At 71.7% G+C, this 25,826-nt stretch carries 24 protein-coding genes; 22 read left to right on the top strand and 2 right to left on the bottom strand.

What is annotated here, in order from left to right; translation table 11 throughout:
• Positions 1–335 precede the first annotated feature (335 nt).
• The 18 genes from pgsA to ABT084_RS13530 all read left to right on the top strand — a co-directional run bounded on the left by pgsA (position 336) and on the right by ABT084_RS13530 (position 18,849).
• Positions 336–1,001 (top strand): phosphatidylinositol phosphate synthase, encoded by a 666-nt coding sequence (gene pgsA / locus ABT084_RS13615; protein WP_351042190.1) that lies wholly within the window; start codon positions 336–338, stop codon positions 999–1,001.
• Positions 1,001–1,987 carry a phosphatidylinositol mannoside acyltransferase gene (locus ABT084_RS13610; protein WP_351042187.1) on the top strand — a complete coding sequence of 329 codons (987 nt, stop codon included), beginning with the start codon at positions 1,001–1,003 and terminating at the stop codon, positions 1,985–1,987. The genes pgsA and ABT084_RS13610 overlap by 1 nt, the downstream gene beginning before the upstream one ends.
• Positions 1,984–3,165: a glycosyltransferase family 4 protein gene (locus ABT084_RS13605; protein ID WP_351042184.1), complete on the top strand. Its 1,182-nt coding sequence runs from the start codon at positions 1,984–1,986 to the stop codon at positions 3,163–3,165. Before ABT084_RS13610 ends, ABT084_RS13605 begins: the two co-directional genes overlap by 4 nt.
• Positions 3,166–3,247: 82 nt before the next feature.
• A complete protein-coding gene (locus ABT084_RS13600) occupies positions 3,248–3,787 on the top strand; it encodes a LemA family protein (protein WP_351042182.1) in 540 nt (179 codons plus the stop codon).
• Between the two features lie 140 nt (positions 3,788–3,927).
• Complete coding sequence (gene pdxS / locus ABT084_RS13595; RefSeq protein WP_351042179.1) at positions 3,928–4,839, top strand: pyridoxal 5'-phosphate synthase lyase subunit PdxS; 912 nt, start codon at positions 3,928–3,930, stop codon at positions 4,837–4,839.
• A gap of 12 nt (positions 4,840–4,851) precedes the next feature.
• Entirely contained in the window at positions 4,852–5,445 is a 594-nt protein-coding gene (pdxT, locus tag ABT084_RS13590) for a pyridoxal 5'-phosphate synthase glutaminase subunit PdxT (protein ID WP_351042176.1), read from the top strand.
• A 69-nt stretch (positions 5,446–5,514) separates the two neighbouring features.
• A complete protein-coding gene (locus ABT084_RS13585) occupies positions 5,515–6,267 on the top strand; it encodes a YebC/PmpR family DNA-binding transcriptional regulator (RefSeq protein WP_351042173.1) in 753 nt (250 codons plus the stop codon).
• Positions 6,268–6,450: 183 nt separating this feature from the next.
• The gene (ruvC, locus tag ABT084_RS13580) at positions 6,451–7,038 is read left to right on the top strand and encodes a crossover junction endodeoxyribonuclease RuvC (RefSeq protein ID WP_351042171.1); all 588 of its coding nucleotides are present in this window, start codon (positions 6,451–6,453) and stop codon (positions 7,036–7,038) included.
• Positions 7,035–7,661 carry a Holliday junction branch migration protein RuvA gene (gene ruvA / locus ABT084_RS13575; RefSeq protein WP_351042169.1) on the top strand — a complete coding sequence of 209 codons (627 nt, stop codon included), beginning with the start codon at positions 7,035–7,037 and terminating at the stop codon, positions 7,659–7,661. The genes ruvC and ruvA overlap by 4 nt, the downstream gene beginning before the upstream one ends.
• 130 nt (positions 7,662–7,791) lie before the next feature.
• Positions 7,792–8,874: a Holliday junction branch migration DNA helicase RuvB gene (gene ruvB / locus ABT084_RS13570; RefSeq protein ID WP_351042166.1), complete on the top strand. Its 1,083-nt coding sequence runs from the start codon at positions 7,792–7,794 to the stop codon at positions 8,872–8,874.
• 165 nt (positions 8,875–9,039) lie between these two features.
• Complete coding sequence (gene yajC, locus ABT084_RS13565; RefSeq protein ID WP_351042163.1) at positions 9,040–9,528, top strand: preprotein translocase subunit YajC; 489 nt, start codon at positions 9,040–9,042, stop codon at positions 9,526–9,528.
• Positions 9,529–9,681: 153 nt separating this feature from the next.
• The gene (gene secD, locus ABT084_RS13560; RefSeq protein WP_351042160.1) at positions 9,682–11,478 is read left to right on the top strand and encodes a protein translocase subunit SecD; all 1,797 of its coding nucleotides are present in this window, start codon (positions 9,682–9,684) and stop codon (positions 11,476–11,478) included.
• A 3-nt stretch (positions 11,479–11,481) separates the two neighbouring features.
• A complete protein-coding gene (secF, locus tag ABT084_RS13555) occupies positions 11,482–12,552 on the top strand; it encodes a protein translocase subunit SecF (RefSeq protein ID WP_351042158.1) in 1,071 nt (356 codons plus the stop codon).
• Positions 12,549–13,100 (top strand): adenine phosphoribosyltransferase, encoded by a 552-nt coding sequence (locus ABT084_RS13550; RefSeq protein ID WP_351042155.1) that lies wholly within the window; start codon positions 12,549–12,551, stop codon positions 13,098–13,100. The genes secF and ABT084_RS13550 overlap by 4 nt, the downstream gene beginning before the upstream one ends.
• 283 nt (positions 13,101–13,383) lie before the next feature.
• Positions 13,384–15,837 carry a RelA/SpoT family protein gene (locus ABT084_RS13545; protein WP_351042152.1) on the top strand — a complete coding sequence of 818 codons (2,454 nt, stop codon included), beginning with the start codon at positions 13,384–13,386 and terminating at the stop codon, positions 15,835–15,837.
• Positions 15,838–15,870: 33 nt separating this feature from the next.
• Positions 15,871–17,298: a serine/threonine-protein kinase gene (locus tag ABT084_RS13540; protein ID WP_351042149.1), complete on the top strand. Its 1,428-nt coding sequence runs from the start codon at positions 15,871–15,873 to the stop codon at positions 17,296–17,298.
• An 89-nt stretch (positions 17,299–17,387) separates the two neighbouring features.
• Positions 17,388–17,726 (top strand): effector-associated constant component EACC1, encoded by a 339-nt coding sequence (locus ABT084_RS13535; protein WP_351042146.1) that lies wholly within the window; start codon positions 17,388–17,390, stop codon positions 17,724–17,726.
• A complete protein-coding gene (locus ABT084_RS13530) occupies positions 17,710–18,849 on the top strand; it encodes a caspase, EACC1-associated type (protein WP_351042143.1) in 1,140 nt (379 codons plus the stop codon). The genes ABT084_RS13535 and ABT084_RS13530 overlap by 17 nt, the downstream gene beginning before the upstream one ends.
• A 133-nt stretch (positions 18,850–18,982) precedes the next feature.
• On the opposite strand, the gene ABT084_RS13525 is transcribed toward ABT084_RS13530, so the two are convergent.
• Together ABT084_RS13525 and ABT084_RS13520 are read right to left on the bottom strand one after the other, a co-directional pair.
• The gene (locus ABT084_RS13525) at positions 18,983–20,212 is read right to left on the bottom strand and encodes a DUF349 domain-containing protein (RefSeq protein ID WP_351042140.1); all 1,230 of its coding nucleotides are present in this window, start codon (positions 20,210–20,212) and stop codon (positions 18,983–18,985) included.
• A 168-nt stretch (positions 20,213–20,380) separates the two neighbouring features.
• Entirely contained in the window at positions 20,381–21,166 is a 786-nt protein-coding gene (locus tag ABT084_RS13520; RefSeq protein ID WP_351042138.1) for a peptidylprolyl isomerase, read from the bottom strand.
• Positions 21,167–21,312: 146 nt separating this feature from the next.
• Between ABT084_RS13520 and ABT084_RS13515 the strand changes: the two genes are divergently transcribed.
• From ABT084_RS13515 to ABT084_RS13500, 4 genes are all read left to right on the top strand, one after another.
• Positions 21,313–22,020 (top strand): MBL fold metallo-hydrolase, encoded by a 708-nt coding sequence (locus ABT084_RS13515; protein ID WP_351042135.1) that lies wholly within the window; start codon positions 21,313–21,315, stop codon positions 22,018–22,020.
• Positions 22,021–22,028: 8 nt separating this feature from the next.
• Positions 22,029–23,291 carry a histidine--tRNA ligase gene (gene hisS, locus ABT084_RS13510; RefSeq protein WP_351042132.1) on the top strand — a complete coding sequence of 421 codons (1,263 nt, stop codon included), beginning with the start codon at positions 22,029–22,031 and terminating at the stop codon, positions 23,289–23,291.
• 158 nt (positions 23,292–23,449) lie between these two features.
• The gene (locus ABT084_RS13505; protein WP_351042129.1) at positions 23,450–24,058 is read left to right on the top strand and encodes a vitamin K epoxide reductase family protein; all 609 of its coding nucleotides are present in this window, start codon (positions 23,450–23,452) and stop codon (positions 24,056–24,058) included.
• A 43-nt stretch (positions 24,059–24,101) separates the two neighbouring features.
• Positions 24,102–25,451 (top strand): replication-associated recombination protein A, encoded by a 1,350-nt coding sequence (locus ABT084_RS13500; RefSeq protein ID WP_351042127.1) that lies wholly within the window; start codon positions 24,102–24,104, stop codon positions 25,449–25,451.
• Positions 25,452–25,826: the final 375 nt, after the last annotated feature.

Here is a 25,826-nt window from a genome sequence, read left to right as displayed (position 1 = left end):
CCTCCCGGTGGACGGTGAGGTGGAACGGCGAGGTGGGACGGAGAGGTGATCGGGGTGGGGGATCGGGGGTGGGTATCGGGGTGGGTATCGGGGGTGGGTATCGGGGTGGGATCCTCCGCACGTCACGCGAGCGTCCCTTCGAGCTTTGCACTGGCGTCACACTGCGTCCATACGTCGTACCCGGACACCCCCGCGCCGGGGGCTCCCGTGGCGCGAACCGGGTATTGCGAGGGCCCCACGGTGGGTGCGCGGCGGTGGGGGCCCCGGGCGCTGGCTACGATGGGCCAGCCGGTGGCCGTGGTGGCCGTGCGGCCCAGCGACCCCCTGGGAAGGCCATGCTGAACAAGTACGCGCGTGCATTCTTTACGCGTGTCCTCACACCGTTCGCCGCGTTTCTGCTCCGTCGGGGGGTGAGCCCGGACGCGGTCACCCTGATCGGCACGGCCGGAGTGGTGGCCGGAGCGCTGGTCTTCTTCCCGCGGGGAGAGTTCTTCTGGGGCACGATCACGATCACCCTCTTCGTGTTCTCCGACCTGGTCGACGGGAACATGGCGCGGCAGGCCGGAGTCTCCAGCCGGTGGGGCGCGTTCCTGGACTCGACGCTCGACCGGGTGGCGGACTCCGCGATCTTCGGTGGTCTGGCGCTCTGGTACGCCGGATCGGGCCACGACAACATGCTGTGCGCCGTGGCCGTCTTCTGCCTGGCGAGCGGCCAGGTGGTGTCCTACACCAAGGCCCGGGGCGAGGCGATCGGGCTTCCGGTGGCCGTCAACGGGCTCATCGAGCGCGCCGAGCGCCTCGTGATCACGCTGGTCGCGGCCGGTCTGTCCGGCCTGGAGACCTTCGGCGTGCCGTCGTGGATCGGGGTGCTGCTGCCGATCGCGCTCTGGGTGGTGGCGGCCGGCTCCCTGGTGACGCTGATCCAGCGGGTGGTGACCGTGCGCCGCGAGGCGGCGGAGGCCGACGCGGCCGCGGCCGTGGCCGAGGGCGGCGGCGCCTGATGGGCGCGCTGACGGAGAAGCTGACGGACGCCGCCTTCGGGCTCGGCTGGGCCGGGGTGAAGAAGCTGCCGGAGCCGACGGCGGTCGCGCTCGGCCGCGCGATCGCGGACCGGGTCTGGAAGCGGCGCGGCAAGAGCGTGCTGCGGCTGGAGGCGAACCTGGCCCGGGTGGTGCCCGACGCCGGGCCGGAGCGGCTGCGGGAGCTGTCCCGGGCGGGCATGCGCTCGTACATGCGCTACTGGATGGAATCCTTCCGGCTGCCCGCGATGAACAAGGAACGCTTCGCCACGGAGGTCCGGCTGGACGGCGAGCAGGTCCTGCTCGACGGCATGGCCGCCGGTCGCGGTGTGATCATCGCCCTGCCGCACCTGGCCAACTGGGACCTCGCCGGCGCCTGGGTGACCAGCGACAAGGGCATCCCCTTCACCACGGTCGCCGAGCGGCTCAAGCCGGAGAGCCTGTACGACCGGTTCGTGGCCTACCGCGAGAGCCTGGGCATGGAGGTGCTGCCGCACAGCGGCGGCGCGGCTTTCGGCGTCCTCGCCCGCAGGCTGCGCTCGGGCGGGCTGATCTGCCTGGTCGCCGACCGGGACCTGTCCTCCTCCGGCGTCGAGGTGGACTTCTTCGGCGCCACGGCCCGGATGCCCGCCGGTCCCGCGCTGCTCGCCCAGCAGACGGGCGCGCTGCTGGTCCCGGTGACGCTCTGGTACGAGGACACCCCGGTGATGCGGGGCCGCTTCCACGCGCCGGTGGCGGTACCGGAGGCGGGGACCCGGGACGAGAAGACCGCGGCGATGACCCAGGCGGTGGCCGACGCCTTCGCCGCCGGGATCGCCGAGCACCCGGAGGACTGGCACATGCTCCAGCGCCTGTGGCTGGAGGACCTGGAGCCCCGCGGCCCCCGCGAGCCCAGGTCGTCCGAGGAGCCCCGAGAGCCGTCCGTGGAGCCCCGGTCGTCCGTGGAGCGCGGGGAGGGCGCCGGATGAGGATCGGCGTCGTGTGTCCGTACTCCTGGGACGTCCCCGGCGGCGTCCAGTTCCACATCCGTGACCTGGCGGAACACCTGATCGAGCGGGGCCACGAGGTCTCGGTGCTGGCCCCGGCGGAGGAGGACACCCCGCTGCCGCCCTACGTCGTCTCGGCGGGGCGCGCGGTACCGGTGCCCTACAACGGCTCGGTGGCCCGGCTGAACTTCGGCTTCCTCTCGGCCGCGCGGGTCCGCCGCTGGCTGCACGAGGGCACCTTCGACGTCATCCACATCCACGAGCCGACCTCGCCCTCGCTGGGTCTGCTCGCCTGCTGGGCGGCCCAGGGCCCGATCGTGGCCACCTTCCACACGTCGAACCCGCGCTCGCGGGCCATGATCGCCGCGTACCCGATCCTGCAGCCCGCGCTGGAGAAGATCAGCGCGCGGATCGCGGTCAGCGAGTACGCCCGGCGCACGCTGGTGGAACACCTCGGCGGGGACGCCGTCGTCATCCCCAACGGCGTCGACGTCGACTTCTTCGCCGCGGCCGAGCCGAAGCCCGAATGGCAGGGCGGCACGCTCGGCTTCATCGGCCGCATCGACGAACCGCGCAAGGGGATGCCGGTGCTGATGGCCGCCTTCCCCAAGATCGTGGAGGCCTGCCCGGACGTACGGCTGCTGGTCGCGGGCCGCGGCGACGAGGAGGAGGCGGTGGCCTCGCTGCCGCCGGCCCTGCGGGAGCGCGTCGAATTCCTCGGCATGGTCTCCGACGAGGACAAGGCACGGCTGCTGCGCAGCGTCGACGTGTACGTCGCCCCCAACACCGGTGGCGAGAGCTTCGGGATCATCCTGGTCGAGGCGCTCTCGGCCGGGGCCCCGGTGCTGGCCTCGGACCTGGACGCCTTCGCCCAGGTCCTGGACAAGGGCGCCGCGGGGGAGCTCTTCGCGAACGAGGACGCCGACGCCCTGGCGGCCGGCGCGATCGCCCTGCTGCGCGACCCCGAGCGGCGGGCCGGGCTCAGCGCCCGCGGCTCCGCCCACGTGCGGCGCTTCGACTGGTCGACGGTCGGCGCGGACATCCTCGCGGTCTACGAGACGGTCGCGGACGGCGCGGCCTCGGTGGCCACGGACGAACGCGTGGGCCTGCGCGCCCGCCTGGGCCTGACCCGCGGCGCCACCCCGTCGTCGTTCTCCTGACCCGCCCGGGCCCCGCCCGCTCCCCCCACCGCCCCCGGGCGGGGGGCCGGGTGACGGGCGGGGGGCGGTAAAGTCGCCGCCCGTGATCGAAACCCTCGTATGGATCGCCCTGGCGCTCGGCGTCATCGGGGTCTACCTCAGCTGGACCGCCGGCCGCCTCGACCGGCTGCACTCGCGGATGGACGCCGCCCGCGCCGCGCTCGACGCGCAGCTCGTGCGGCGGGCCTCGGTGGTCCTCGAGGTGGCCACCTCCGGCGTACTGGACCCCGCTTCCTCCCTCGTGCTGTACGAGGCCGCGCACGCGGCGCGCCAGGCGGAGGAGGAGCACCGCGAGGTGGCCGAAAGTGAGCTGTCCCAGGCGCTGCGCGCGGTCTTCGAGGACGCCGACCAGGTCGAGGAGATCAAGCGGGCCCCGGGCGGCGAGGTCGCCGCGGAGGAGCTGGCGGCGGCCGTGCGCAGGGTTCCGATGGCCCGGCGCTTCCACAACGACGCCGTCCGCGCGGCCCGCGCCCTGCGCCGCCACCGCAAGGTCCGCTGGTTCCGGCTGGCCGGTCACGCACCCTTCCCGCTCGCCTTCGAGATGGACGACGAGCCCCCGGCCTTCCTCGCCGACCGGCCCTAATACCCTCGGCCGCGGTGCCGTGCGGCCGCTGGGCCGAGCGGGCGGCACAGGCCACCGGCTGTGCATTGGCCCTTGCAGTGGACTGGTCCGGAAGGGTTTCCTCTGTGCAGTACCCGTCTTCCTTCGAGTGAGGTCCCTCCGTGAGCACGCTTTCCACCACTTCGCAGACCCCCGAGACCGGCACCGCTCGCGTCAAGCGCGGCATGGCCGAGCAGCTCAAGGGCGGCGTGATCATGGACGTGGTCAACGCCGAACAGGCGAAGATCGCCGAAGACGCGGGCGCCGTGGCCGTCATGGCCCTCGAGCGGGTCCCGGCCGACATTCGCAAGGACGGCGGGGTCGCCCGCATGTCCGACCCGAACATGATCGAAGAGATCATCGAGGCCGTCTCGATCCCGGTCATGGCCAAGTCGCGCATCGGTCACTTCGTCGAGGCCCAGGTGCTCCAGTCCCTCGGCGTCGACTACATCGACGAGTCCGAGGTCCTGACCCCGGCCGACGAGGTCAACCACAGCGACAAGTTCGCCTTCACGACCCCCTTCGTCTGTGGCGCCACCAACCTGGGCGAGGCCCTGCGCCGGATCGCCGAGGGCGCGGCCATGATCCGTTCGAAGGGCGAGGCCGGCACCGGCAACGTCGTCGAGGCCGTCCGTCACCTGCGCCAGATCAAGAACGAGATCGCCCGCCTGCGCGGCTTCGACAACAACGAGCTGTACGCCGCCGCCAAGGACCTGCGCGCCCCGTACGAGCTGGTCAAGGAGGTCGCCGAGCTCGGCAAGCTCCCCGTGGTGCTGTTCTCCGCCGGTGGCGTCGCCACCCCCGCGGACGCCGCGCTGATGCGCCAGCTCGGTGCCGAGGGCGTCTTCGTCGGCTCCGGCATCTTCAAGTCGGGCGACCCGGCCAAGCGCGCCGCCGCCATCGTGAAGGCCACCACCTTCTACGACGACCCGAAGATCATCGCGGACGCGTCCCGCAACCTGGGCGAGGCCATGGTCGGCATCAACTGCGACACCCTCCCCGAGTCCGAGCGCTACGCCAACCGCGGCTGGTAAGGCATTCCACCCATGAACAACCACCCCGTCATCGGCGTCCTGGCACTCCAGGGCGACGTACGGGAGCACCTGATCGCCCTGGCCTCGGCTGACGCCGTGGCCAGGCCGGTCCGGCGCCCCGAGGAGCTCGCCGAGGTCGACGCCCTGGTGATCCCCGGCGGCGAGTCGACGACCATGTCGAAGCTCGCCGTGCTGTTCGGCATGCTGGAGCCGCTGCGCGAGCGCGTACGGGCCGGGATGCCGGTCTACGGCACCTGCGCCGGCATGATCATGCTCGCCGACAAGCTGCTCGGCGGCCGTGACGACCAGGAGACGCTGGGCGGGATCGACATGATCGTCCGCCGCAACGCCTTCGGCCGTCAGAACGAGTCCTTCGAGGCCTCCATCGACTTCGCCGGCATAGCGGGCGGCCCGGTCGAGGGCGTCTTCATCCGCGCCCCCTGGGTCGAGTCGGTCGGCGCGGCCGCCGAGGTGCTCGCCACGTACGACGGCCACACCGTGGCCGTCCGGCAGGGCAATGTGCTGGCCACGTCGTTCCACCCGGAGCTGACCGGCGACCACCGGGTGCACGCGTACTTCGTGGACATGGTGCGCGCGGGGTCCTGAACGGGTCCCGGGAGGAGTCCCGGTAGGATCTGAGGCGAACACCGTTGGTTACGCGAAGGAGACAGGCAGATGTCCGGCCACTCTAAATGGGCTACGACGAAGCACAAGAAGGCCGTGATCGATGCCAAGCGCGGCAAGCTCTTCGCGAAGCTGATCAAGAACATCGAGGTCGCGGCGCGTACCGGCGGCGCCGACCTCGACGGCAACCCCACGCTCTTCGACGCTGTCCAGAAGGCCAAGAAGAGCTCCGTCCCGAACAAGAACATCGACTCCGCGCTCAAGCGCGGTGCCGGTCTCGAAGCGGGCGGCGCCGACTATGAAACGATCATGTACGAAGGCTACGGCCCGAACGGTGTCGCGGTGCTCATCGAGTGCCTCACCGACAACCGCAACCGTGCCGCCTCGGACGTGCGCGTCGCCATGACCCGCAACGGCGGCTCCATGGCCGACCCGGGTTCGGTGTCGTACCTGTTCAACCGCAAGGGTGTCGTCCTGCTGCCCAAGGGCGAGCTGAGCGAGGACGACGTCCTGGACGCGGTGCTCGACGCGGGTGCCGAAGAGGTCAACGACCTCGGCGAGCAGTTCGAGATCATCAGCGAGGCCACCGACCTGGTCGCGGTCCGTACCGCGCTCCAGAGCGCCGGCATCGACTACGACTCGGCCGACTCCAACTTCCTGCCGACCATGCAGGTCGAGCTGGACGAAGAGGGCGCGCGCAAGATCTTCAAACTGATCGACGCGCTGGAGGACAGCGACGACGTGCAGAACGTCTTCGCCAACTTCGACGTCAGCGACGAGGTCATGGAGAAGGTCGACGCCTGAGTCCCCCTTCGCGGCTGAACCGCCGCCGCTCTCGCGGATGTGGTTGCCCGCCGCTGTGGTTGCTCAATTGATGGTTGCTGTGATCGACGGGCCGACAGGACACACCCTGTCGGCCCGTCGCTTTGTCAGTGGTGCCGGATAGCCTGCGCAGAACACGGACGGACGATCGAGGGAGGGGCCGCGGTGCGGGTGCTCGGTGTTGACCCGGGGCTGACCCGGTGCGGAGTCGGCGTCGTCGACGGGGTCGCCGGCCGCCCCCTGACCATGCTCGGCGTGGGCGTCGTACGGAGCCCGGCCGACGCGGACATCGGCCTGCGGCTGGTCGCCATCGAGGCCGGGCTGGAAGCCTGGCTCGACGAGCACCGGCCCGAAGTCGTCGCCGTGGAACGGGTCTTCAGCCAGCACAACGTCAGCACCGTCATGGGCACCGCCCAGGCCAGCGCGGTGGCCATGCTGTGCGCCGCGCGCCGCGGGCTGCCCGTGGTCCTGCACACCCCCAGTGAGGTCAAGGCCGCCGTCACCGGTTCCGGGCGGGCCGACAAGGCGCAGGTCGGGGCCATGGTGACCCGGCTGCTGCGGCTCGACGCGCCCCCCAAGCCCGCCGACGCGGCCGACGCGCTCGCCCTCGCCATCTGTCACATCTGGCGCGCCCCGGCCCAGAACCGGCTGCAGCAGGCCGTGGCCCTGCACGCCGCAGCGGCCGGCGCGAAAGCCCGGCAGGCTCCGCACGCACCCCACGCCCCGAACGCCCTGAAAGGCCGTACCCGATGATCGCCTTCGTCAGCGGCGCGGTCGCCGCGCTCGCCCCCACCCTGGCCGTCATCGAGGTCGGGGGCGTGGGCATGGCCGTGCACTGCACGCCGAACACCATCGCCGGACTGCGCCTGGGCCAGGAAGCCAAGCTCGCGACCTCCCTGGTCGTCCGCGAGGACTCCCTGACCCTGTACGGCTTCGCGGACGACGACGAGCGGCAGGTCTTCGAGCTGCTGCAGACCGCGAGCGGCGTCGGTCCGCGCCTGGCGCAGGCCATGCTCGGCGTGCACAGCCCGGACGCCCTGCGCCTCGCGGTCTCCACCGGCGACGAGAAATCCCTGATGGCGGTGCCCGGCATCGGCAAGAAGGGAGCCCAGAAGCTGCTCCTGGAGCTCAAGGACAAGCTGGGCCAGCCGCTGGGCACGGGCGCCCTGGTCGGGGCGCAGCGGGCCGCCGGGCCCGCCCCCTGGACCGAGCAGCTCCAGGCCGCCCTGATCGGCCTCGGCTACGCCTCCCGCGAGGCGGAGGAGGCGGTCTCCGCGGTGACCCCGCAGGCCGAGGCCGCCCTCGCCGCCGGCGGCCCGGCTCCGGTGCCGCAGCTGCTGCGCGCCGCCCTGCAGACCCTGAACCGCGCCCGCTGACACCGCGCCCGCCGGCCCCGGCCCCGTCGCCGCGCCCGCCGGGACCGCCGCGGCGCCCGCCGACACCGCCCCCGCCGACGGCCCGTACGCGCCGCGCGAACCGCACAGACCGAGAAGGCAGACTGACACCGTGAACGGGTACGACGAGAGCGACCACCGCGAGGACGACGAGCCGGACCGGCTCGTCGCGGCCGCCGCCGACGGCGAGGACAGCGCGGTCGAGGCGGCCCTGCGCCCCAAGGACCTCGGGGAGTTCGTCGGCCAGGAGAAGGTGCGCCAGCAGCTCGACCTTGTGCTCAAGGCGGCCCGCCAGCGCGGCGCCACCGCCGACCACGTGCTGCTCTCCGGCGCGCCGGGCCTCGGCAAGACCACGCTGTCGATGATCATCGCGGCCGAGATGGGCGCCCCGATCCGGATCACCTCCGGCCCGGCCATCCAGCACGCGGGCGACCTCGCCGCGATCCTCTCCTCCCTCCAGGAGGGCGAGGTGCTCTTCCTCGACGAGATCCACCGGATGTCGCGGCCCGCCGAGGAAATGCTCTACATGGCGATGGAGGACTTCCGCGTCGACGTGATCGTCGGCAAGGGCCCGGGCGCGACCGCGATCCCGCTGGAGCTGCCGCCGTTCACCCTCGTCGGAGCGACCACCCGTGCCGGCCTGCTGCCGCCGCCGCTGCGCGACCGCTTCGGATTCACCGGACACATGGAGTTCTACGCCCCCGAGGAGCTGGAACGCGTCATCCACCGCTCCGCCCGCCTCCTGGACGTGGAGATCGACACCGCGGGCGCCGCCGAGATCGCGGGCCGCTCCCGGGGCACCCCGCGCATCGCGAACCGGCTCCTGCGCCGGGTGCGCGACTACGCCCAGGTCCGGGCCGACGGAGTGATCAACCGCGCCGTCTCCGCCACCGCCCTGAAGGTCTACGAGGTGGACGAGCGCGGGCTGGACCGGCTGGACCGGGCCGTGCTGGAGGCCTTGCTCAAGCTGTTCGGCGGCGGTCCGGTGGGCCTGTCGACCCTCGCCGTCGCGGTGGGGGAGGAGCGGGAGACCGTGGAGGAGGTCGCCGAGCCGTTCCTGGTGCGCGAGGGCCTGCTCGCGCGGACGCCCAGGGGACGGGTGGCGACGCCCGCCGCATGGGCTCACCTGGGGCTCGTACCGCCGGTCCGGCCCGGGAGCGGATCGGCCGGACAAGGTGGCTTGTTCGGGGCCTGACGGCGCGGAGGTTCGCCGGGTCAGGAACTGCGGTGCCATGCTGGGCGTTGTTCCATCGGTGTGGACTCGCCTAGACTCCGCCGATGCTGGCCGTAACGGCCGGCATGCCCACCCCCCGTAGAAAAAGGCCGCTTCCCGTGCGGTCGTGCGAAGGATCTTCGTCCCGTGAACAGTAGCCTCTTGACCTTCCTCCCGTTCGTCGTGCTCATCGGGGCGATGTTCCTGATGACGCGCTCCGCCAAGAAGAAGCAGCAGGCGGCGGTGACCATGCGTGACCAGCTGGGCCCCGGCTCCGGCGTGCGCACCATCGGTGGCATGTACGCCACGGTCAAGGAGATCGGTGAGGACACCGTCACTCTGGAAGTGGCCCCGGGCGTGCACGCGGTCTACGCGAAGAACGCCATCGGCGCCGTCCTCGAGGACGAGGAGTACAACCGCATCGTCCACGGCACCGGCGATGATCTGACCATCGACACGCCGGTCGTCCCGGACGACGCCTCCTCGCTGCTCAAGGACGAGCCCGCCGACGCCGACAAGGCGGAAGCCCCCAAGCTCGACCTCGGCAAGAAGGACGAGACGGCGGCCGACGCGCCCGAGGACACCACGGACGGCAAGACCGACGGCAAGACCGACGGCGAGGCCGGCGCCAAGTAGCGCTCGGCGGGGGACCGCACGGCGCCTGATCGGTGGCCGCGGCGGTCCCCTTCAGTGACCCGATTCTGCGGGGGGCAGGGGTCCCCACACACATTTCGTGGCCGTCTGCGCGCTGACCCGGCGCGGGGCGGTTGGACAGGGAGATACGACAAGGTGGCAGCACCGAAGAAGGGCCGGCGGCCCACGGGGGCTCAGGGGAGGCCGGGGCGTGCCCTGGCCATCATCCTGATCGCGATGGTGGCGCTCACCGCGGGGATGTTCCTGACCGGTCAGACGACTCCCCGGCTTGGCATCGACCTCGCGGGCGGTACGAGCATCACGCTCAAGGCCAAGAGCGAACCCGGCAAGCCGGACGCGATCAACGAGACCAACATGAACACGGCGGTCGGCATCATCGAGCGCCGCGTCAACGGTCTCGGCGTGTCGGAGGCCGAGGTCCAGACCCAGGGCCGCGACCACATCATCGTGAACATCCCCAAGGGTGCGAACGAGAAGCAGGCCCGCGACCAGGTCGGCACGACCGCGCAGCTGTACTTCCGCCCCGTCCTCGCGTTCGCGGACGGCAAGCCGATCGCTCCCGAGCCCACTCCGTCCACGGGCGCCTCCGGCAGCCCGTCGCCCTCGGCGAGCACCTCGGGTGCCCCGAAGACCGATGGCGGCAAGAGCCAGTCGCCCAGCCCGTCGTCCAGCGCCACTTCCCAGGGCCGCGCCGTACCCGAGGCCCTGATGGCCACCGGCAGCCCCTCTCCCTCGCCCTCGGCGAGCGAGTCGAAGAAGGCAGACGACAACAAGGCGCCGACCCCGGCCCCGTCGGACGCCGCTTCCAGCCTGCAGCAGAAGTTCATGGACCTCGACTGCACGAACGAGAAGCAGCGCGCGGCCGTCGGCCTGGGCGTCAAGCCCACCGACCCGACCCTCGCCTGCGGCAAGCGCGGCGGCACCTGGGGCAAGTGGCTGCTCGGCCCGGCCGGCGTGGACGGCAAGGACGTCAAGGACGCGAAGGGTGTCATCGACACCCAGCGCGGCCAGTGGATCGTCACCATGCAGTTCACCGACAAGGGCTCGGACAAGTTCGCGAAGATCACCGGTGAGCTGGCGACGAAGCAGTCCCCGCAGAACCAGTTCGCGATCGTCCTCGACAACGAGGTCGTCTCCGACCCGTACGTCAGCCAGGCCCTGACCGGCGGCAGCGCCGAGATCTCCGGCGGCTTCACCCAGCAGACCGCGCAGGACCTGGGCAACATGCTCTCGTACGGCGCCCTGCCGCTGTCCTTCCAGGAGGACAACGTCACCACGGTCACCGCCGCGCTCGGCGGCGAGCAGCTGAAGGCCGGGCTCATCGCCGGCGCCATCGGCCTCGCCCTCGTCGTGATCTACCTGCTGGCCTACTACCGCGGCCTGGCGTTCATCGCGATCGTCAGCCTCGTCGTGTCCGGCATCCTCACCTACACGATCATGGCGCTGCTCGGACATGCCATCGGCTTCGCGCTGAACCTGCCCGCCGTCTGCGGTGCGATCGTCGCCATCGGTATCACCGCGGACTCGTTCATCGTCTACTTCGAACGCATCCGCGACGAGATCCGCGAGGGCCGCACCCTGCGTCCGGCCGTCGAGCGCGCCTGGCCGCGCGCCCGGCGCACCATCCTGGTGTCCGACTTCGTGTCGTTCCTCGCCGCCGCGGTGCTGTTCATCGTCACCGTCGGCAAGGTGCAGGGCTTCGCCTTCACCCTGGGTCTGACCACCCTGCTCGACGTGGTCGTGGTGTTCCTCTTCACCAAGCCGGTCATGACCCTGCTGGCCCGCACGAAGTTCTTCTCCAGCGGCCACCCGTGGTCCGGGCTGGACCCGAAGCGGCTCGGCGCCAAGCCCCCGCTGCGCCGGTCCCGTCGTACCGGTTCCGGTGCGAGCGCCGCCGCAGTCTCCGCCCCCGTCGACGCAAAGGAGGCGTGAGAGATGTCGAAGCTGGGAGATCTCGGCGCCAAGCTGTACCGCGGTGAGGTCGGATACGACTTCGTCGGCAAGCGCTTTCTCTGGTACGGCGTTTCCATCCTGATCACCATTACGGCGGTCGTCGCCCTGGCCGTACAGGGCCTCAACATGGGCATCGAGTTCAAGGGCGGTGCCGTCTTCACCACCCCGAAGACGTCCGTCTCGGTCGCCAAGGCCACCGAAGCCGCCCAGAAGGCCTCCGGCCACGCCGCGACCGTGCAGAAGCTCGGTACCGGCAGCCTGCGGATCCAGATCTCCGAGCTGGACCCGGCCGCCGCGACCGAGGTGAGCAAGAAGCTCGCCGCCGACCTCAAGGTCAACGCCGCGGACATCAACTCCGACCAGGTCGGCGCGAGCTGGGGCGAGCAGATCGCCAACAAGGCCTGGACCGGCCTCGGCGTCTTCATGGTCCTCGTGGTGATCTACCTCGCGATCGCCTTCGAGTGGCGGATGGCCGTCGCCGCGCTCGTCGCCCTGATCCACGACCTCACGATCACCGTCGGCGTGTACGCGCTCGTCGGCTTCGAGGTCACCCCGGGCACCGTGATCGGTCTGCTGACCATCCTCGGTTACTCCCTCTACGACACCGTCGTCGTCTTCGACGGTCTCAAGGAGGGGTCGAAGGACATCACCAAGCAGACCCGCTGGACCTTCAGCGAGGTGGCCAACCGCAGCATCAACGGCACCCTGGTCCGCTCGATCAACACCACCGTCGTGGCGCTGCTGCCGGTCGGCGCGCTGCTGTTCATCGGCGGCGGCTTCCTGGGCGCGGGCATGCTCAACGACATCTCGCTGTCGCTGTTCGTCGGCCTCGCCGCCGGTGCGTACTCCTCGATCTTCATCGCGACCCCGCTGGTCGTCGACCTCAAGGAGCGCGAGCCGGCGATGAAGGCGCTCAAGAAGCGGGTGCTCGCGAAGCGGGCGGCCGCCGAGGCCAAGGGGGAGTCGCCGGACGACTTCACCGAGGAGTCGGGGGACCCCACCGAGGTCGTGGCCCAGGGCCGCACCGGGCGTGCTTCGGGGCGGCGCCGATGAGCGTGCTGACCGAAGAAGTGCGTGAGCTGCTGCTCAGCCGGATCAAGGACGTGGCGGACTACCCGAAGCCGGGCGTGATGTTCAAGGACATCACCCCGCTGCTGGCGGACCCCAAGGCGTTCGCCGCGCTGACGGAGGCGCTGGCCGCGCTGTGCGAGGCGCGCGGCGCGACGAAGATCGTCGGGCTGGAGGCGCGCGGGTTCATCCTGGCGGCCCCGGCCGCCGTCCGCTCGGGGATCGGCTTCGTGCCGGTCCGCAAGGCGGGCAAGCTGCCGGGGGCGACCCTGGCCCAGTCGTACGAGCTGGAGTACGGCACCGCGGAGATCGAGGTCCACGCGGAGGATCTGGCACCGGGGGACCGGGTCATGGTCATCGATGACGTGCTGGCCACCGGTGGTACGGCCGAGGCCTCGCTGGAGCTGATCCGGCGGGCCGGGGCCGAGGTGGCCGGTGTCGCGGTCCTGATGGAGCTCTCGTTCCTGCCGGGGCGTGCGCGGCTGGAGCCGGCCCTGGCGGGTGCCCCGCTGGACGCCCTCATCGTCGTCTGACCCCGTCCCACCCCAAGCGGCGGACCCCCTGCGGGGGGCCCGCCGCTTCGGCGTATCCGGGCGGGGCACGCGAGCGGCCCAGGTGCCGGCGGGGCTGGATGTGTGCCGGGCCGGCTGGAAAAGGTGGGCCGGGTCGGCTCGCGCGGGGGGTGGGTTCGGGGGGTTCGAGGGTGGGCGGGGCGGACGAGGGGGCTGAGGCCTCGCTACCATGGGTTATCCGGACCTGACCGGGCCCCGGATCCTCCCCCACACTCCGTGCGGGGGGACCCCCTGAGGAGCGCTCTTGCCAGACGAGGTCCAGCCACTCTCCGCCGCGCAGCCCGACCCGCAGGGCGAGCCCGAGCAGCCCGCCACGCCCCCGCGATCCGCGGCCCCGGCACCGGCCCCGGCACCCGCCCCGGCCCCCCCGGCCCGCCCCGCGCCCGCCAAGCCCGGCGGGTCCTCCAACCGGGTGCGCGCCCGGCTCGCCCGGCTGGGCGTGCAGAAGTCGAATCCGTACAACCCGGTCCTGGAACCCCTGCTGCGCATAGTCCGCAGCAACGACCCGAAGATCGAGACGGCGACCCTCCGCCAGATCGAGCAGGCCTACCAGGTCGCCGAACGCTGGCACCGCGGCCAGAAGCGCAAGAGCGGCGACCCGTACATCACCCACCCGCTCGCGGTGACGACCATCCTCGCCGAGCTCGGCATGGACCCCGCCACCCTGATGGCGGGTCTGCTCCACGACACCGTGGAGGACACCGAGTACGGCCTGGAGCAGCTCAGACGCGACTTCGGCGACGCCGTCGCCCTCCTCGTCGACGGCGTCACCAAGCTCGACCGGGTCAAGTTCGGCGAGGCCGCCCAGGCCGAGACCGTCCGCAAGATGGTCGTCGCCATGGCCAAGGACCCCCGCGTCCTGGTCATCAAGCTCGCCGACCGCCTGCACAACATGCGCACCATGCGCTACCTCAAGCGGGAAAAGCAGGAGAAGAAGGCCCGCGAGACGCTGGAGATCTACGCTCCGCTGGCCCACCGCCTGGGCATGAACACCATCAAGTGGGAGCTGGAGGACCTCGCCTTCGCGATCCTCTACCCCAAGATGTACGACGAGATCGTCCGCCTCGTCGCCGAGCGCGCGCCCAAGCGGGACGAGTACCTCACCATCGTCACCGACGAGGTGCAGAGCGACCTGCGCGCCGCCCGCATCAAGGCCACCGTCACCGGCCGCCCCAAGCACTACTACAGCGTCTACCAGAAGATGATCGTGCGAGGGCGCGACTTCGCGGAGATCTACGACCTGGTCGGCATCCGGGTGCTCGTGGACACCGTCCGCGACTGTTACGCCGCCCTCGGCACCGTGCACGCGCGATGGAACCCGGTCCCCGGCCGGTTCAAGGACTACATCGCGATGCCGAAGTTCAACATGTACCAGTCGCTGCACACGACGGTCATCGGCCCCAGCGGCAAGCCCGTCGAGCTGCAGATCCGTACGTTCGACATGCACCGCCGCGCCGAATACGGCATCGCCGCGCACTGGAAGTACAAGCAGCAGACCGTCGCCGGCACCTCCAAGGTCCGCACCGACGTCCCGCAGGCCGCCAAGGGCAGCGCCGGCCACGACACCGTCAACGACATGGCCTGGCTGCGCCAGCTGCTGGACTGGCAGAAGGAGACCGAGGACCCGGGCGAGTTCCTCGACTCGCTGCGCTTCGACCTCTCGCGCAACGAGGTCTTCGTCTTCACGCCCAAGGGCGACGTCATCGCCCTGCCCGCGGGCGCCACCTCGGTGGACTTCGCGTACGCCGTGCACACCGAGGTCGGCCACCGCACCATAGGGGCCCGGGTCAACGGGCGCCTGGTCCCGCTCGAATCCACCCTCGACAACGGCGACCTGGTCGAGGTCTTCACCTCCAAGGCCGAAGGCGCGGGCCCGTCCCGCGACTGGCTGGGCTTCGTCAAGTCGCCGCGCGCCCGCAACAAGATCCGCGCCTGGTTCTCCAAGGAGCGCCGGGACGAGGCCATCGAGCAGGGCAAGGACGCCATCGCGCGGGCCATGCGCAAGCAGAACCTGCCGATCCAGCGCATCCTCACCGGCGACTCGCTCGTCACCCTCGCCCACGAGATGCGCTACCCCGACATCTCCTCCCTGTACGCGGCGATCGGCGAGGGCCACGTGGCCGCGCAGGGCGTCGTACAGAAGCTCGTCCAGGCCCTCGGCGGCGAGGACGCGGCCAACGAGGACATCGAGGAGAGCGTCCCGCCCTCGCGCAGCCGCGGTACGCGCCGCAAGAACGCCGACCCGGGCGTCGTGGTCAAGGGCGTCGACGACGTCTGGGTGAAGCTGGCCCGGTGCTGCACGCCGGTGCCCGGCGACCCGATCATCGGCTTCGTCACGCGCGGCAGCGGCGTGTCGGTGCACCGGGCCGACTGCGTCAACGTCGACTCGCTCTCGCAGCAGCCCGAGCGGATCCTCGCGGTCGAATGGGCGCCCACCCAGTCGTCCGTCTTCCTGGTCGCCATCCAGGTCGAGGCGCTGGACCGGTCCAGGCTGCTGTCGGATGTCACCCGGGTCCTGTCGGACCAGCACGTGAACATCCTGTCGGCCGCCGTCCAGACCTCCCGCGACCGCGTCGCCACCTCGCGCTTCACCTTCGAGATGGGCGACCCGAAGCACCTGGGCCACGTCCTGAAGGCGGTCCGCGGCGTGGAGGGCGTCTACGACGTCTACCGCGTCACCTCGGCCCGCAGGCCCTAGGCTGACCTGCCGAGGCGAGGGGGTACGAGGTCCGTGGGCGAGGGCGACTTAGTCGAAGGGCGCTACCTGCTGCGGCGGCTGCTCGGCAGCGGCAGCGTCGGCGTGGTGTACGAGGCCCAGGACGTGAAGCTGGGCAGGCGCGTCGCCCTGAAGATCCTCACGGAGATCGCCGCCCCCGACGACGGGGGCGGCGCCGGGCTCGTCCGCTTCCACCGGGAGGCGGAGGCGTTGACCCGGCTCCACCACCCGGGGGTGGTCACCCTGCACGACTCGGGTGTCCACCAGAACAAGCCCTACCTCGTCATGCAGTTCCTCGACGGGATGAACCTGGCCCAGCTCGTCGAGGCGAGCGGGCCCCTGAGCGCGGCCGAGGCCGCCTGGGTCGGGCTCGGCATGGCCGACGCGCTGCGCGCGGTGCACGCCGCCGGTGTGCTGCACCGCGACCTCAAACCCTCCAACGTCGGCGTCACCTCCGGCGGCGAGGTCGTGCTCCTCGACTTCGGCCTGGCCCAGCTGGTGGGCGAGGCGGGCATCACCGCCGCCGGGGAGCGGGTCGGCACCCCGCAGTTCATGGCGCCCGAGGTCATGGCGGGCGGTGTCCCTTCCCGGGCCGGTGACCTGTACTCCCTGGGCGCCTGTCTGCACCTCATGGCGACGGGAGAACTGCCCCTGGGGGACCGCGCCGACCTCGGCGCGGTGATGGTCCAGGCACTGGGCGACGGGATCCCGCGGCTGAGCGGCGCCAACCCCGGTTACCCCGGCCGGCTCAACGAGCTGATCGACTCCCTCTGTGCCAAGGACCCGGGCGCGCGGCCGCTCTCCGCGGCGGCCGTGGCGAGCGCCCTGCCCCCGTTGGTGGACAGCGGGCGGCACGCGCTCGCCCGCCGGATGCGGAACCAGATCCGGGACTCCGCGGTCGAGGTGGCCTTCGCACAGGCCCCGCCGCCCCTGTACGAACCCCCCGTCGCCCGGGCCGCGGCGGGCGATCCGACGCCGGTGGCCCCGGAGGACACCGGGCCGGAGCCCCTGCGGCAACTCGACTCGCACGCGACCGCCGGCGAGGCCGACGCCGCGTTCGACTCCCACGAGGACGCCGGTCCGGAAGGCTCCGGTCAGGCCGGGCCCCCCGTCCGCGCGCCCGGCCGGCTGCGGCCCGTCACCCTCAGCATCGGGTTCCGGCACACCGTCATGAGCGCCATGGACGAGCAGAAGGCCGTTTCCCGGCTGCGCGAAGCCGTCAACCTGGCCCTCGCCAACCAGCTCCAAGAGGCCTCGCAGATGCTCGCCGTGCTCAGTTCGGTCTGCACCTCCGCCCTGGGGGCCGGGCACCCGACCACCCTCACCGCCCAGTACTGGCAGGGCGTCTGCCTGGCCAGGCTGGGCGCCGGGGCCCAAGCCGTCGACACGTTCGCCCGGGTCAACGCCGCGGTGGACCAGCGAAAGGAATCCAGCGGTGCCTGAGATCGCCGTACACGTCACCGGCACGGAAGACGACGAAGCCGCGCTGCGCGCCCTGCTGCGCTGGGTGAGCGGGGACGACGCGCTCGCCGGTGCGGTGCGCGGCCGCGGGGCGGCCGCCCGCTCCCGGCAGCATGGGAGGCGGCTTCGAGCTGCTGCAGTTCGCCGTCTCCAGCGGGCTGGGGCTCGGCGGTCTCGTCCTGTCCGTCCTGCAGTGGCGGGCCGCCCTGCGCCGCCCGGCCACCGTCACGATCAGCGGCGGCGGTGTGGAGGTCCGGCTGGACGCACCGGCCGCCGCCGACGAGGCGACGGTACGCCGGATCGTCGGCCTCCTCCGCGCCCAGGAGACGGCGGTTCCCGGGACGCGGGCGCCCGACGGGGACCGGCTCGCCGGGAACGAGCGGGCGCGGGGCGATGACGACACTCGCTGACCCGGGCAGCTCGCGCGCCGTCCTCATCGGCACCGCCTCCTACCTGCACCTGGAACAGCTCCCGGCCGTCGAGGCCAACCTGGTCGACCTGGCCACCGAGCTGTGCGACGCCACCGTGTGGGGACTGCCCGTCCAGCACTGCACGGTGGTCGCCGACCCGCAGAGCGCCGCGGAGATGCTGGACCCGGTGCACCAGGCGGCCGACGAGGCCACCGACACCCTGCTCGTCTATTACGCGGGCCACGGCATGCGCGACCCGGACTCCGCCGACCTCTACCTCGGGCTCGGCGGCTCCCGCGACGGGATCGGCTACTCGGCGGTCGCCTACCGGCACCTGCGGGCCGCCCTGCGCTCCTCCTGGGCCCGCCGCAAGGTGGTCGTCCTCGACTGCTGCTTCAGCGGCAGGGCGGCCCTCACCCTCTCCGGCGCCGCCGACACCATCGCCGGACAGGCCGCCGTCGACGGGGCGTACGTACTGACCGCCGCCCCCCGGGACCGCGTGGCCCTCGCCCCCGACGGCGAACGGCACACCGCGTTCACCGCCGAACTCCTGCGCATCCTGCGCTACGGCATACCCGGCGCACCCGAACTGCTGGACCTCGACACCCTCTACCGCGAACTCACGGCACGGCTGCACGCCAAGAACCGGCCGCTGCCGCAGCGCTCACAGGAGAACGGGGTCGGCGCACTGCCCCTGGCCCGCAATCGCGCCCGGGCCGGAGCCCACACCCCCGCGGGGCCGGTGCTGGCCGCGGACGTCCGAACCGCCGCCGTGGCCACGGGGCTCAAGGTCGCCCGGATGCTGCGCGAGGAGGGCCACCCGCGCGACGCGCTGCCGATCCTGCGCCTCGCCCTCCAGGAACAGCCGCCCGACGGCCAGGGCACGCTCTTCGCCGTCCAGCTGGAGCTGTCGGAGCTGCTCGCCGACACCGGCCACCTCGGGGAGGCCACCACGGTGCTGGAATCGGCGTTCCAGCAGCTGCACAAGGCGTACGGGCCGGAGGCCGTCCTGATCTGCCGGCGGCTGGCGGACCTGCTCCAGGAATCCGGCAACCACATCGAGGCCTGCGAGGTGCTCAAGCACGCCCTCGACATCGCCGAGAGCGGCCCGCGCGTCCGCTGAGGACGCAGCCGAGGCCGCGGGGAGCCCGTGCCGGCGGCGGTGCCGTCGGAACGCCGGAAGGCCGGAACGCCGGAACGAGCGCGGGGCCCGGCGGTGGAAACAGCTTCCACCGCCGGGCCCCGGTAGGCGGGACTCAGCCGCCGAACTCCTCCAGGCCCTTGAGGGCCTGGTCCAGCAGTGCCTGACGGCCTTCCAGCTCACGCGCCAGCTTGTCGGCCTTCGCGTTGTTGCCCGCGGCGCGCGCCGCGTCGACCTGGCCGCGCAGCTTGTCCACGGCCGCCTGCAGCTGACCCGTCAGACCCGCGGCGCGCGCACGCGCCTCCGGGTTCGTCCGGCGCCACTCGCTCTCCTCGGACTCCTGCAGGGCCCGCTCGACCGTGTGCATCCGGCCCTCGACCTTGGGCCGGGCGTCACGCGGTACGTGGCCGATGGCCTCCCAGCGCTCGTTCAGCGAACGGAACGCGGCCCGGGCCGCCTTCAGGTCCGTGATCGGCAGGAGCTTCTCGGCCTCGTCGGCCAGCTCCTCCTTGAGCTTGAGGTTCTCGTCCTGCTCGGCGTCGCGCTCCGCGAAGACCTCGCCGCGCGCCGCGAAGAACACGTCCTGCGCCCCGCGGAAACGGTTCCACAGGTCGTCCTCGGACTCGCGCTGCGCCCGGCCGACCGCCTTCCAGTCCGACATCAGCTCGCGGTAGCGCGCCGCCGTCGGACCCCAGTCGGTCGACTTCGACAGCGACTCCGCCTCGGCGACCAGCTTCTCCTTGGCCTTGCGCGCGTCCTCGCGCTGCGCGTCCAGGGACGCGAAGTGCGCCTTGCGACGCTTGGAGAAGGCGGAGCGGGCGTGCGAGAAGCGGTGCCACAGCTCGTCGTCCGACTTGCGGTCGAGCCGCGGCAACGCCTTCCAGGTGTCCACGAGCGCCCGCAGCCGCTCGCCGGCACTGCGCCACTGGTCGCTCTGCGCCAGCTCCTCGGCCTCGGTGACCAGCTTCTCCTTGGCGACGCGGGCCTCGTCGGTCTGCTTCGCCTTCTGGACCTTGCGCTCCTCGCGACGCGAGTCCACGGTCGCTACCAGCTTGTCGAGGCGCACCCGCAGCGCGGCGAGGTCGCCCACCGCGTGGTGCTCGTCGACCTGCTTGCGCAGGTGGTCGATCGCCGTCGTCGCGTCCTTGGAGGACAGATCGGTGGTCCGTACCCGCCGCTCGAGCAGGCCGATCTCGACCACCAGGCCCTCGTACTTGCGCTCGAAGTAGGCCAGGGCCTCCTCAGGGGTGCCCGCCTGCCAGGAGCCGACGACCTGTTCGCCATCGGCAGTACGCACGTACACGGTGCCCGTCTCGTCGACGCGGCCCCACGGGTCGCTGCTCACAGCGCCTCCTCCACATGATGCCTGCGGGGGTGTTCGCCCCCTGGCATCGTCCACAGTTTCCTAGGGCGGGCAGCGCCCGCCCCGCACAACGCCAACATAGGCGACCGTCGCCCCGGCTGTCCGCATCCAGCACGACGGAATCTCGTCGGCCGCCGGGGCCCGTCGCCGCTAGTTCTTGGTGACCGCGGCCTTCTCGATCGTCACCGGCTTCTTCGGGGCGGGAGCCTTGTCGCCGTCGGCCACGCCCTCCTTGGCCACGTCCTGGACGATCTTCAGACCGCCGGCGTCCATCGTCCCGAAGGGGGTGTAGGTGGGCGGCAGCGGGCTGTCCTTGTAGACCAGGAAGAACTGGCTGCCACCGGAGCCGGGCTGGCCGGTGTTGGCCATCGCGACCGTGCCCGTCGGGTAGACGACCTTGCCGTCCGCGCCCGGCTTGCCGAGCCCGTCGAGGTTCTCGTCCGCGATGGTGTAGCCCGGGCCGCCCATGCCGGTGCCCTCGGGGTCGCCGCACTGGAGGACGAAGATCCCCTCGGTGGTCAGGCGGTGGCACTTGGTGTTGTCGAAGAAGCCCTTGTCCGCGAGCGACTTGAACGAGTTCACGGTCTGCGGGGTCTTCGCCGCATCCATGTCGATCTTGATCTCGCCCTCGTTGGTCTTGAGGGAGAAGGTGTACTTCGCCTTGGCGTCGACGGCCATGGCGGGCGACGGGGACGTCTTCGGCGTCGGCGTGGGCGAGGCCGAAGGCTCCGGGGCGGCGGCGTCCTTCGTGTCCTTCTTGGAGTCGAACACGCCCCCCACCGTGAGGCCGACCAGCACCGCGACGACCACGGCCGCGGCCGCGCCGATCACCGCAGTCCGTCTGCGGGCCTTCTGCCGGGCCTTGGCCCTGCGCTCCTGCTGACGCTCGAACTTCTCCCTGGCGAGCTGGCGCCGCCGCTGATCGTTCGTGACCACCGGGTCTGTCTCCTCGTTGCAGTGGGACTGTGGGCTGTAGGGCTGTAGGAACCGCTGAGGCCGTACCGTATATGGGTTCGCTGTGTGATGAGCGTCGCCGGTAGGCTCTGATCTGCATCAACCCCATCCGAGGATTGAGGACGAACGTGCTGATTGCCGGGTTCCCCGCCGGGGCCTGGGGGACCAACTGCTACTTGGTCGCCCCCGCCGCGGGTGAGGAGTGCGTCATCATCGACCCGGGCCACCAGGCCGCCCAGGGTGTCGAGGAGACGCTGAAGAAGCATCGGCTCAAGCCCGTCGCGGTCGTCCTCACCCACGGCCACATCGACCACGTGGCCTCGGTGGTCCCCGTGTGCGGAGCACACGACGTACCCGCCTGGATCCACCCGCGGGACCGCTACATGATGAGCGACCCGGAGAAGGCCCTCGGCCGCTCCATCGGGATGCCGCTCATGGGCGAGCTGACCGTGGGCGAGCCGGACGACGTCCGCGAGCTGACCGACGGCGCCAAGCTGAGCCTGGCCGGTCTGGAGTTCACCGTCGCGCACGCGCCGGGGCATACGAAGGGGTCGGTGACCTTCCAGGTCCCCGAGGCGGCCGACGTCCCGTCGGTCTTCTTCTCGGGCGACCTGCTCTTCGCCGGCTCCGTCGGACGCACCGACCTGCCCGGTGGCTCCCACGCCGAGATGCTCGAATCGCTGGCCCGCGTGTGCCTGCCGCTCGACGACTCGACCGTGGTGCTGTCCGGACACGGTCCCCAGACCAGCATCGGCCGTGAGCGCGCGACCAACCCCTACCTGAGGGAAGTCGCCGCCGGCCACGGAGCGGGCCCCGCTCCACGACGAGGAATGTGACGAGTTTCGTGAGTACTTTTCAGGCCCCCAAGGGCACGTACGACCTGCTGCCGCCCCGCTCCGCCACCTTCCTGGCGGTGCGCGAGGCGATCTCGGGGCCGCTCAAGAACTCGGGCTACGGGTATGTCGAGACCCCCGGCTTCGAGAACGTCGAGCTGTTCTCGCGCGGCGTCGGCGAGTCCACCGACATCGTGAGCAAGGAGATGTACACGCTCACGACGAAGGGCGGCGACCAGCTCGCGCTCCGCCCCGAGGGAACCGCCTCCGTCCTGCGCGCGGCGCTCCAGGGCAACCTGCACAAGGCCGGCCTGCTGCCCGTCAAGCTCTGGTACTCCGGCTCGTACTACCGCTACGAGCGCGCCCAGGCGGGCCGCTACCGCCACTTCTCGCAGGTCGGCGCCGAAGCGATCGGCGCCGAGGACCCGGCGCTGGACGCCGAGCTGATCATCCTCGCCGACCAGGCGTACCGCTCGCTCGGCCTGCGCAACTTCCGCATCCTGCTGAACTCGCTCGGCGACAAGGAGTGCCGCCCGGTGTACCGGGAGGCCCTCCAGGCGTTCCTGCGCGGTCTGGACCTGGACGCCGACACCGTCCGCCGGTCCGAGATCAACCCGCTGCGCGTCCTCGACGACAAGCGGGCCGACGTCCAGAAGCAGCTCGTCGGCGCGCCCGTGCTGCGCGACTACCTGTGCGACGCGTGCAAGGCGTACCACGAGGAAGTGCGGGCGCTGGTGACGGCGGCGGGCGTGGTCTTCGAGGACGACGAGAAGCTCGTCCGCGGTCTGGACTACTACACCCGGACCACCTTCGAGTTCGTCCACGACGGTCTGGGCTCCCAGTCCGCGGTGGGCGGCGGCGGCCGGTACGACGGCCTGTCCGAGATGATCGGCGGCCCCGCGCTGCCGTCCGTCGGCTGGGCGCTCGGCGTGGACCGTACGGTGCTGGCGCTGGAGGCGGAAGGCGTCACGCTGGACGTCCCGGCGGCCACGTCGGTCTTCGCGGTGGCGCTCGGCGAGGACGCCCGACGGGCCCTGTTCGCCAAGGTGACGGAGCTGCGCCGGGCGGGTATCGCGGCGGACTTCTCCTACGGCGGCAAGGGCCTCAAGGGCGCGATGAAGGACGCCAACCGCTCCGGCGCCCGCCTCACCGTCGTCGCCGGCGACCGCGACCTCGCCGAGGGCGTCGTCCAGCTCAAGGACATGGAGTCCGGGGAGCAGACCCCGGTCGCCCTGGCCGACGTCGTCGAAGCGGTGCGCGCGAAGCTGGCCTGACCGCCAGGCCGGCTCCGCCGCGCCCACGCCCGCGCCCCTGCCGTCACCGGCCGGGGCGCGGGCGTCCTTATGTCCACCGAACGGTGGATCACAGCCCCGTGCGGCACAATGGCCCCTGCTTGTCGACCTTGCTGGCGCAGATGTGGGAGAGCGGCCGTATGACGACCACCACCGGTAGTGACGTTCCGCGGACCGTCGGCGGGAGCCGGGCGCTGGCCTGGCTGCTGGTGATCACGGGAGCCGCGGGCCTGCTCGCCGCCTGGGTGATCACCATCGACAAGTTCAAGCTGCTGGAAGACCCGAACTTCACCCCGGGCTGCAGCCTCAACCCGGTCGTCTCCTGCGGCAACATCATGACGAGCGACCAGGCGTCCGCCTTCGGCTTCCCGAACCCGATGCTGGGCCTGGTCGCGTACGGGATCGTCGTCTGCGTGGGCATGAGCCTGCTGGCCGGGGCCCGGTTCCGGCCCTGGTACTGGCTGACGCTGAACGCGGGCGCGCTCTTCGGCGTCGGCTTCTGCACCTGGCTGATGTACCAGTCGCTGTACCGCATCAACTCCCTGTGCCTGTGGTGCTGCCTGGCCTGGGTCGCGACGATCTTCCTCTTCTGGTACGTCACCGCGCACAACGTCCGCGAGCGCCTGCTGCCCGCGCCGGCCTGGCTGCGGAGCTTCCTCGGAGAGTTCGCGTGGGTCCTGCCCGTGCTGCACGTCGGGATCATCGGCATGCTGATCCTGACGCGCTGGTGGGACTTCTGGACCTCCTGAGGGACCCGCCCGGATTGTCGGTGGGCTCGCATAGGCTTCCGGTGTGGAACCAGACCTCTTCACCGCAGCCGCCGAGGACCGCCAGGAGAAAGACCCCTCGAGTTCTCCGCTCGCCGTCCGGATGCGCCCGCGCACCCTGGACGAGGTCGTCGGCCAGCAGCACCTGCTGAAGCGGGGCTCACCGCTGCGACGCCTCGTGGGCGACGGAGCGGGCGGTCCGGCCGGTGCCTCCTCGGTGATCCTGTGGGGTCCGCCCGGCATCGGGAAGACCACCCTGGCGTACGTCGTCAGCCAGGCCACCCAGAAGCGGTTCGTGGAACTCTCGGCGATCACCGCCGGGGTCAAGGAGGTCCGCGCGGTCATCGAGGGCGCGCGGCGGGCCGCCGGGGGGTACGGCAAGGAGACCGTCCTCTTCCTCGACGAGATCCACCGGTTCAGCAAGGCCCAGCAGGACTCCCTGCTCCCGGCCGTGGAGAACCGCTGGGTCACCCTCATCGCGGCGACCACCGAGAACCCGTACTTCTCGATCATCTCCCCGCTGCTCTCGCGCTCCCTGCTGCTCACGCTCGAACCGCTCACCGACGGGGACCTCAGCGCCCTGATGCGGCGGGCGCTCACCGAGGAGCGCGGCCTGGGCGGAGCGGTGACCCTGCCCGCCGACGCCGAGGCGCACCTGCTGCGGATCGCGGGCGGTGACGCGCGGCGCGCGCTGACGGCGCTGGAGGCGGGGGCCGGCTCGGCCATCGCGAAGGGCGAGGCCGAGATCACCCTCCAGACGGTGGAGGAGGCGGTCGACCGGGCGGCGGTCACGTACGACCGGGACGGCGACCAGCACTACGACGTGGCCAGCGCCCTCATCAAGTCGATCCGCGGCTCGGACGTGGACGCGGCGCTGCACTACCTGGCGCGGATGATCGATGCGGGGGAGGACCCGCGGTTCATCGCGCGCCGTCTGATGATCTCGGCGAGCGAGGACATCGGGCTCGCGGACCCGACGGCCCTGCCGACCGCCGTCGCGGCGGCCCAGGCGGTGGCGATGATCGGCTTCCCGGAGGCCGCGCTGACGCTGTCGCACGCGACGATCGCGCTGGCGCTGGCGCCGAAGTCGAACACCGCGACCACGGCGATCGGGGCCGCGCTGGCCGATGTCCGGGCGGGGCTGACGGGGTCGGTGCCGGCGCACTTGCGGGACGGGCACTACAAGGGGGCCGCGAAGCTGGGGCACGCCGTGGGGTACGTGTATCCGCACGACGTGCCGGGGGGGATCGCGGCGCAGCAGTATGCGCCGGATGAGATTCACGGGAAGCGGTATTACGAGCCGACGCGGTACGGGGCGGAGGCGCGGTACGCGGACGTGGTCGAGCGAGTCCGCAACCGCCTCCGCGGCGACTGACCCGTGCCCGGCCCCGGCCCGACCGGCCGGCGCGGCCGGGCGTGCGCCCACTCTTTCCGCCGCGGCTCGGCGTCCCCTCGGGGGGCGCCTCAAACGCCGGCGGGGCTGAGGGTGCGCCCGTCTTTCCGGCGCGGCTCGGTGTGCCCTCCGGGGGCGCCTCAAACGCCGGCGAGGCTGGAATTGCCTGCGGCAATTCAGCCTGCCCGGCGTTTGAGGGCCCGCCGGAGGCGACCTCAGCCTGCGCGGCATTTGAGGGCCCGCCGGAGGCGACCTCAGCCCGCGCGGCGTTTGAGGGCCCGCCGGGGGTCCCAGCCGCCCGGTGTTTGAGGGCGACCTCAGCTGCCCGGGACGTGAGGGCGACCTGAGCCTGCCCGG

This window comes from Streptomyces sp. NPDC002138, assembly GCF_040296485.1.
Taxonomy (GTDB): Bacteria; Actinomycetota; Actinomycetes; order Streptomycetales; family Streptomycetaceae; genus Streptomyces.
Note: the sequence above shows the minus strand (reverse complement) of the source record. Positions and strands in the feature narration are given on the sequence as shown.

Coding starts and splice junctions, on each gene's coding strand:
- secF (WP_351042158.1), top strand. CDS start 11,482: ATGTCGAAGCTGGGAGATCTCGGCGCCAAGCTGTACCGCGGTGAGGTC.
- ABT084_RS13530 (WP_351042143.1), top strand. CDS start 17,710: ATGACGACACTCGCTGACCCGGGCAGCTCGCGCGCCGTCCTCATCGGC.
- ABT084_RS13585 (WP_351042173.1), top strand. CDS start 5,515: ATGTCCGGCCACTCTAAATGGGCTACGACGAAGCACAAGAAGGCCGTG.
- ABT084_RS13610 (WP_351042187.1), top strand. CDS start 1,001: ATGGGCGCGCTGACGGAGAAGCTGACGGACGCCGCCTTCGGGCTCGGC.
- ABT084_RS13505 (WP_351042129.1), top strand. CDS start 23,450: ATGACGACCACCACCGGTAGTGACGTTCCGCGGACCGTCGGCGGGAGC.
- ABT084_RS13605 (WP_351042184.1), top strand. CDS start 1,984: ATGAGGATCGGCGTCGTGTGTCCGTACTCCTGGGACGTCCCCGGCGGC.
- ABT084_RS13550 (WP_351042155.1), top strand. CDS start 12,549: ATGAGCGTGCTGACCGAAGAAGTGCGTGAGCTGCTGCTCAGCCGGATC.
- ruvA (WP_351042169.1), top strand. CDS start 7,035: ATGATCGCCTTCGTCAGCGGCGCGGTCGCCGCGCTCGCCCCCACCCTG.
- pgsA (WP_351042190.1), top strand. CDS start 336: ATGCTGAACAAGTACGCGCGTGCATTCTTTACGCGTGTCCTCACACCG.
- pdxT (WP_351042176.1), top strand. CDS start 4,852: ATGAACAACCACCCCGTCATCGGCGTCCTGGCACTCCAGGGCGACGTA.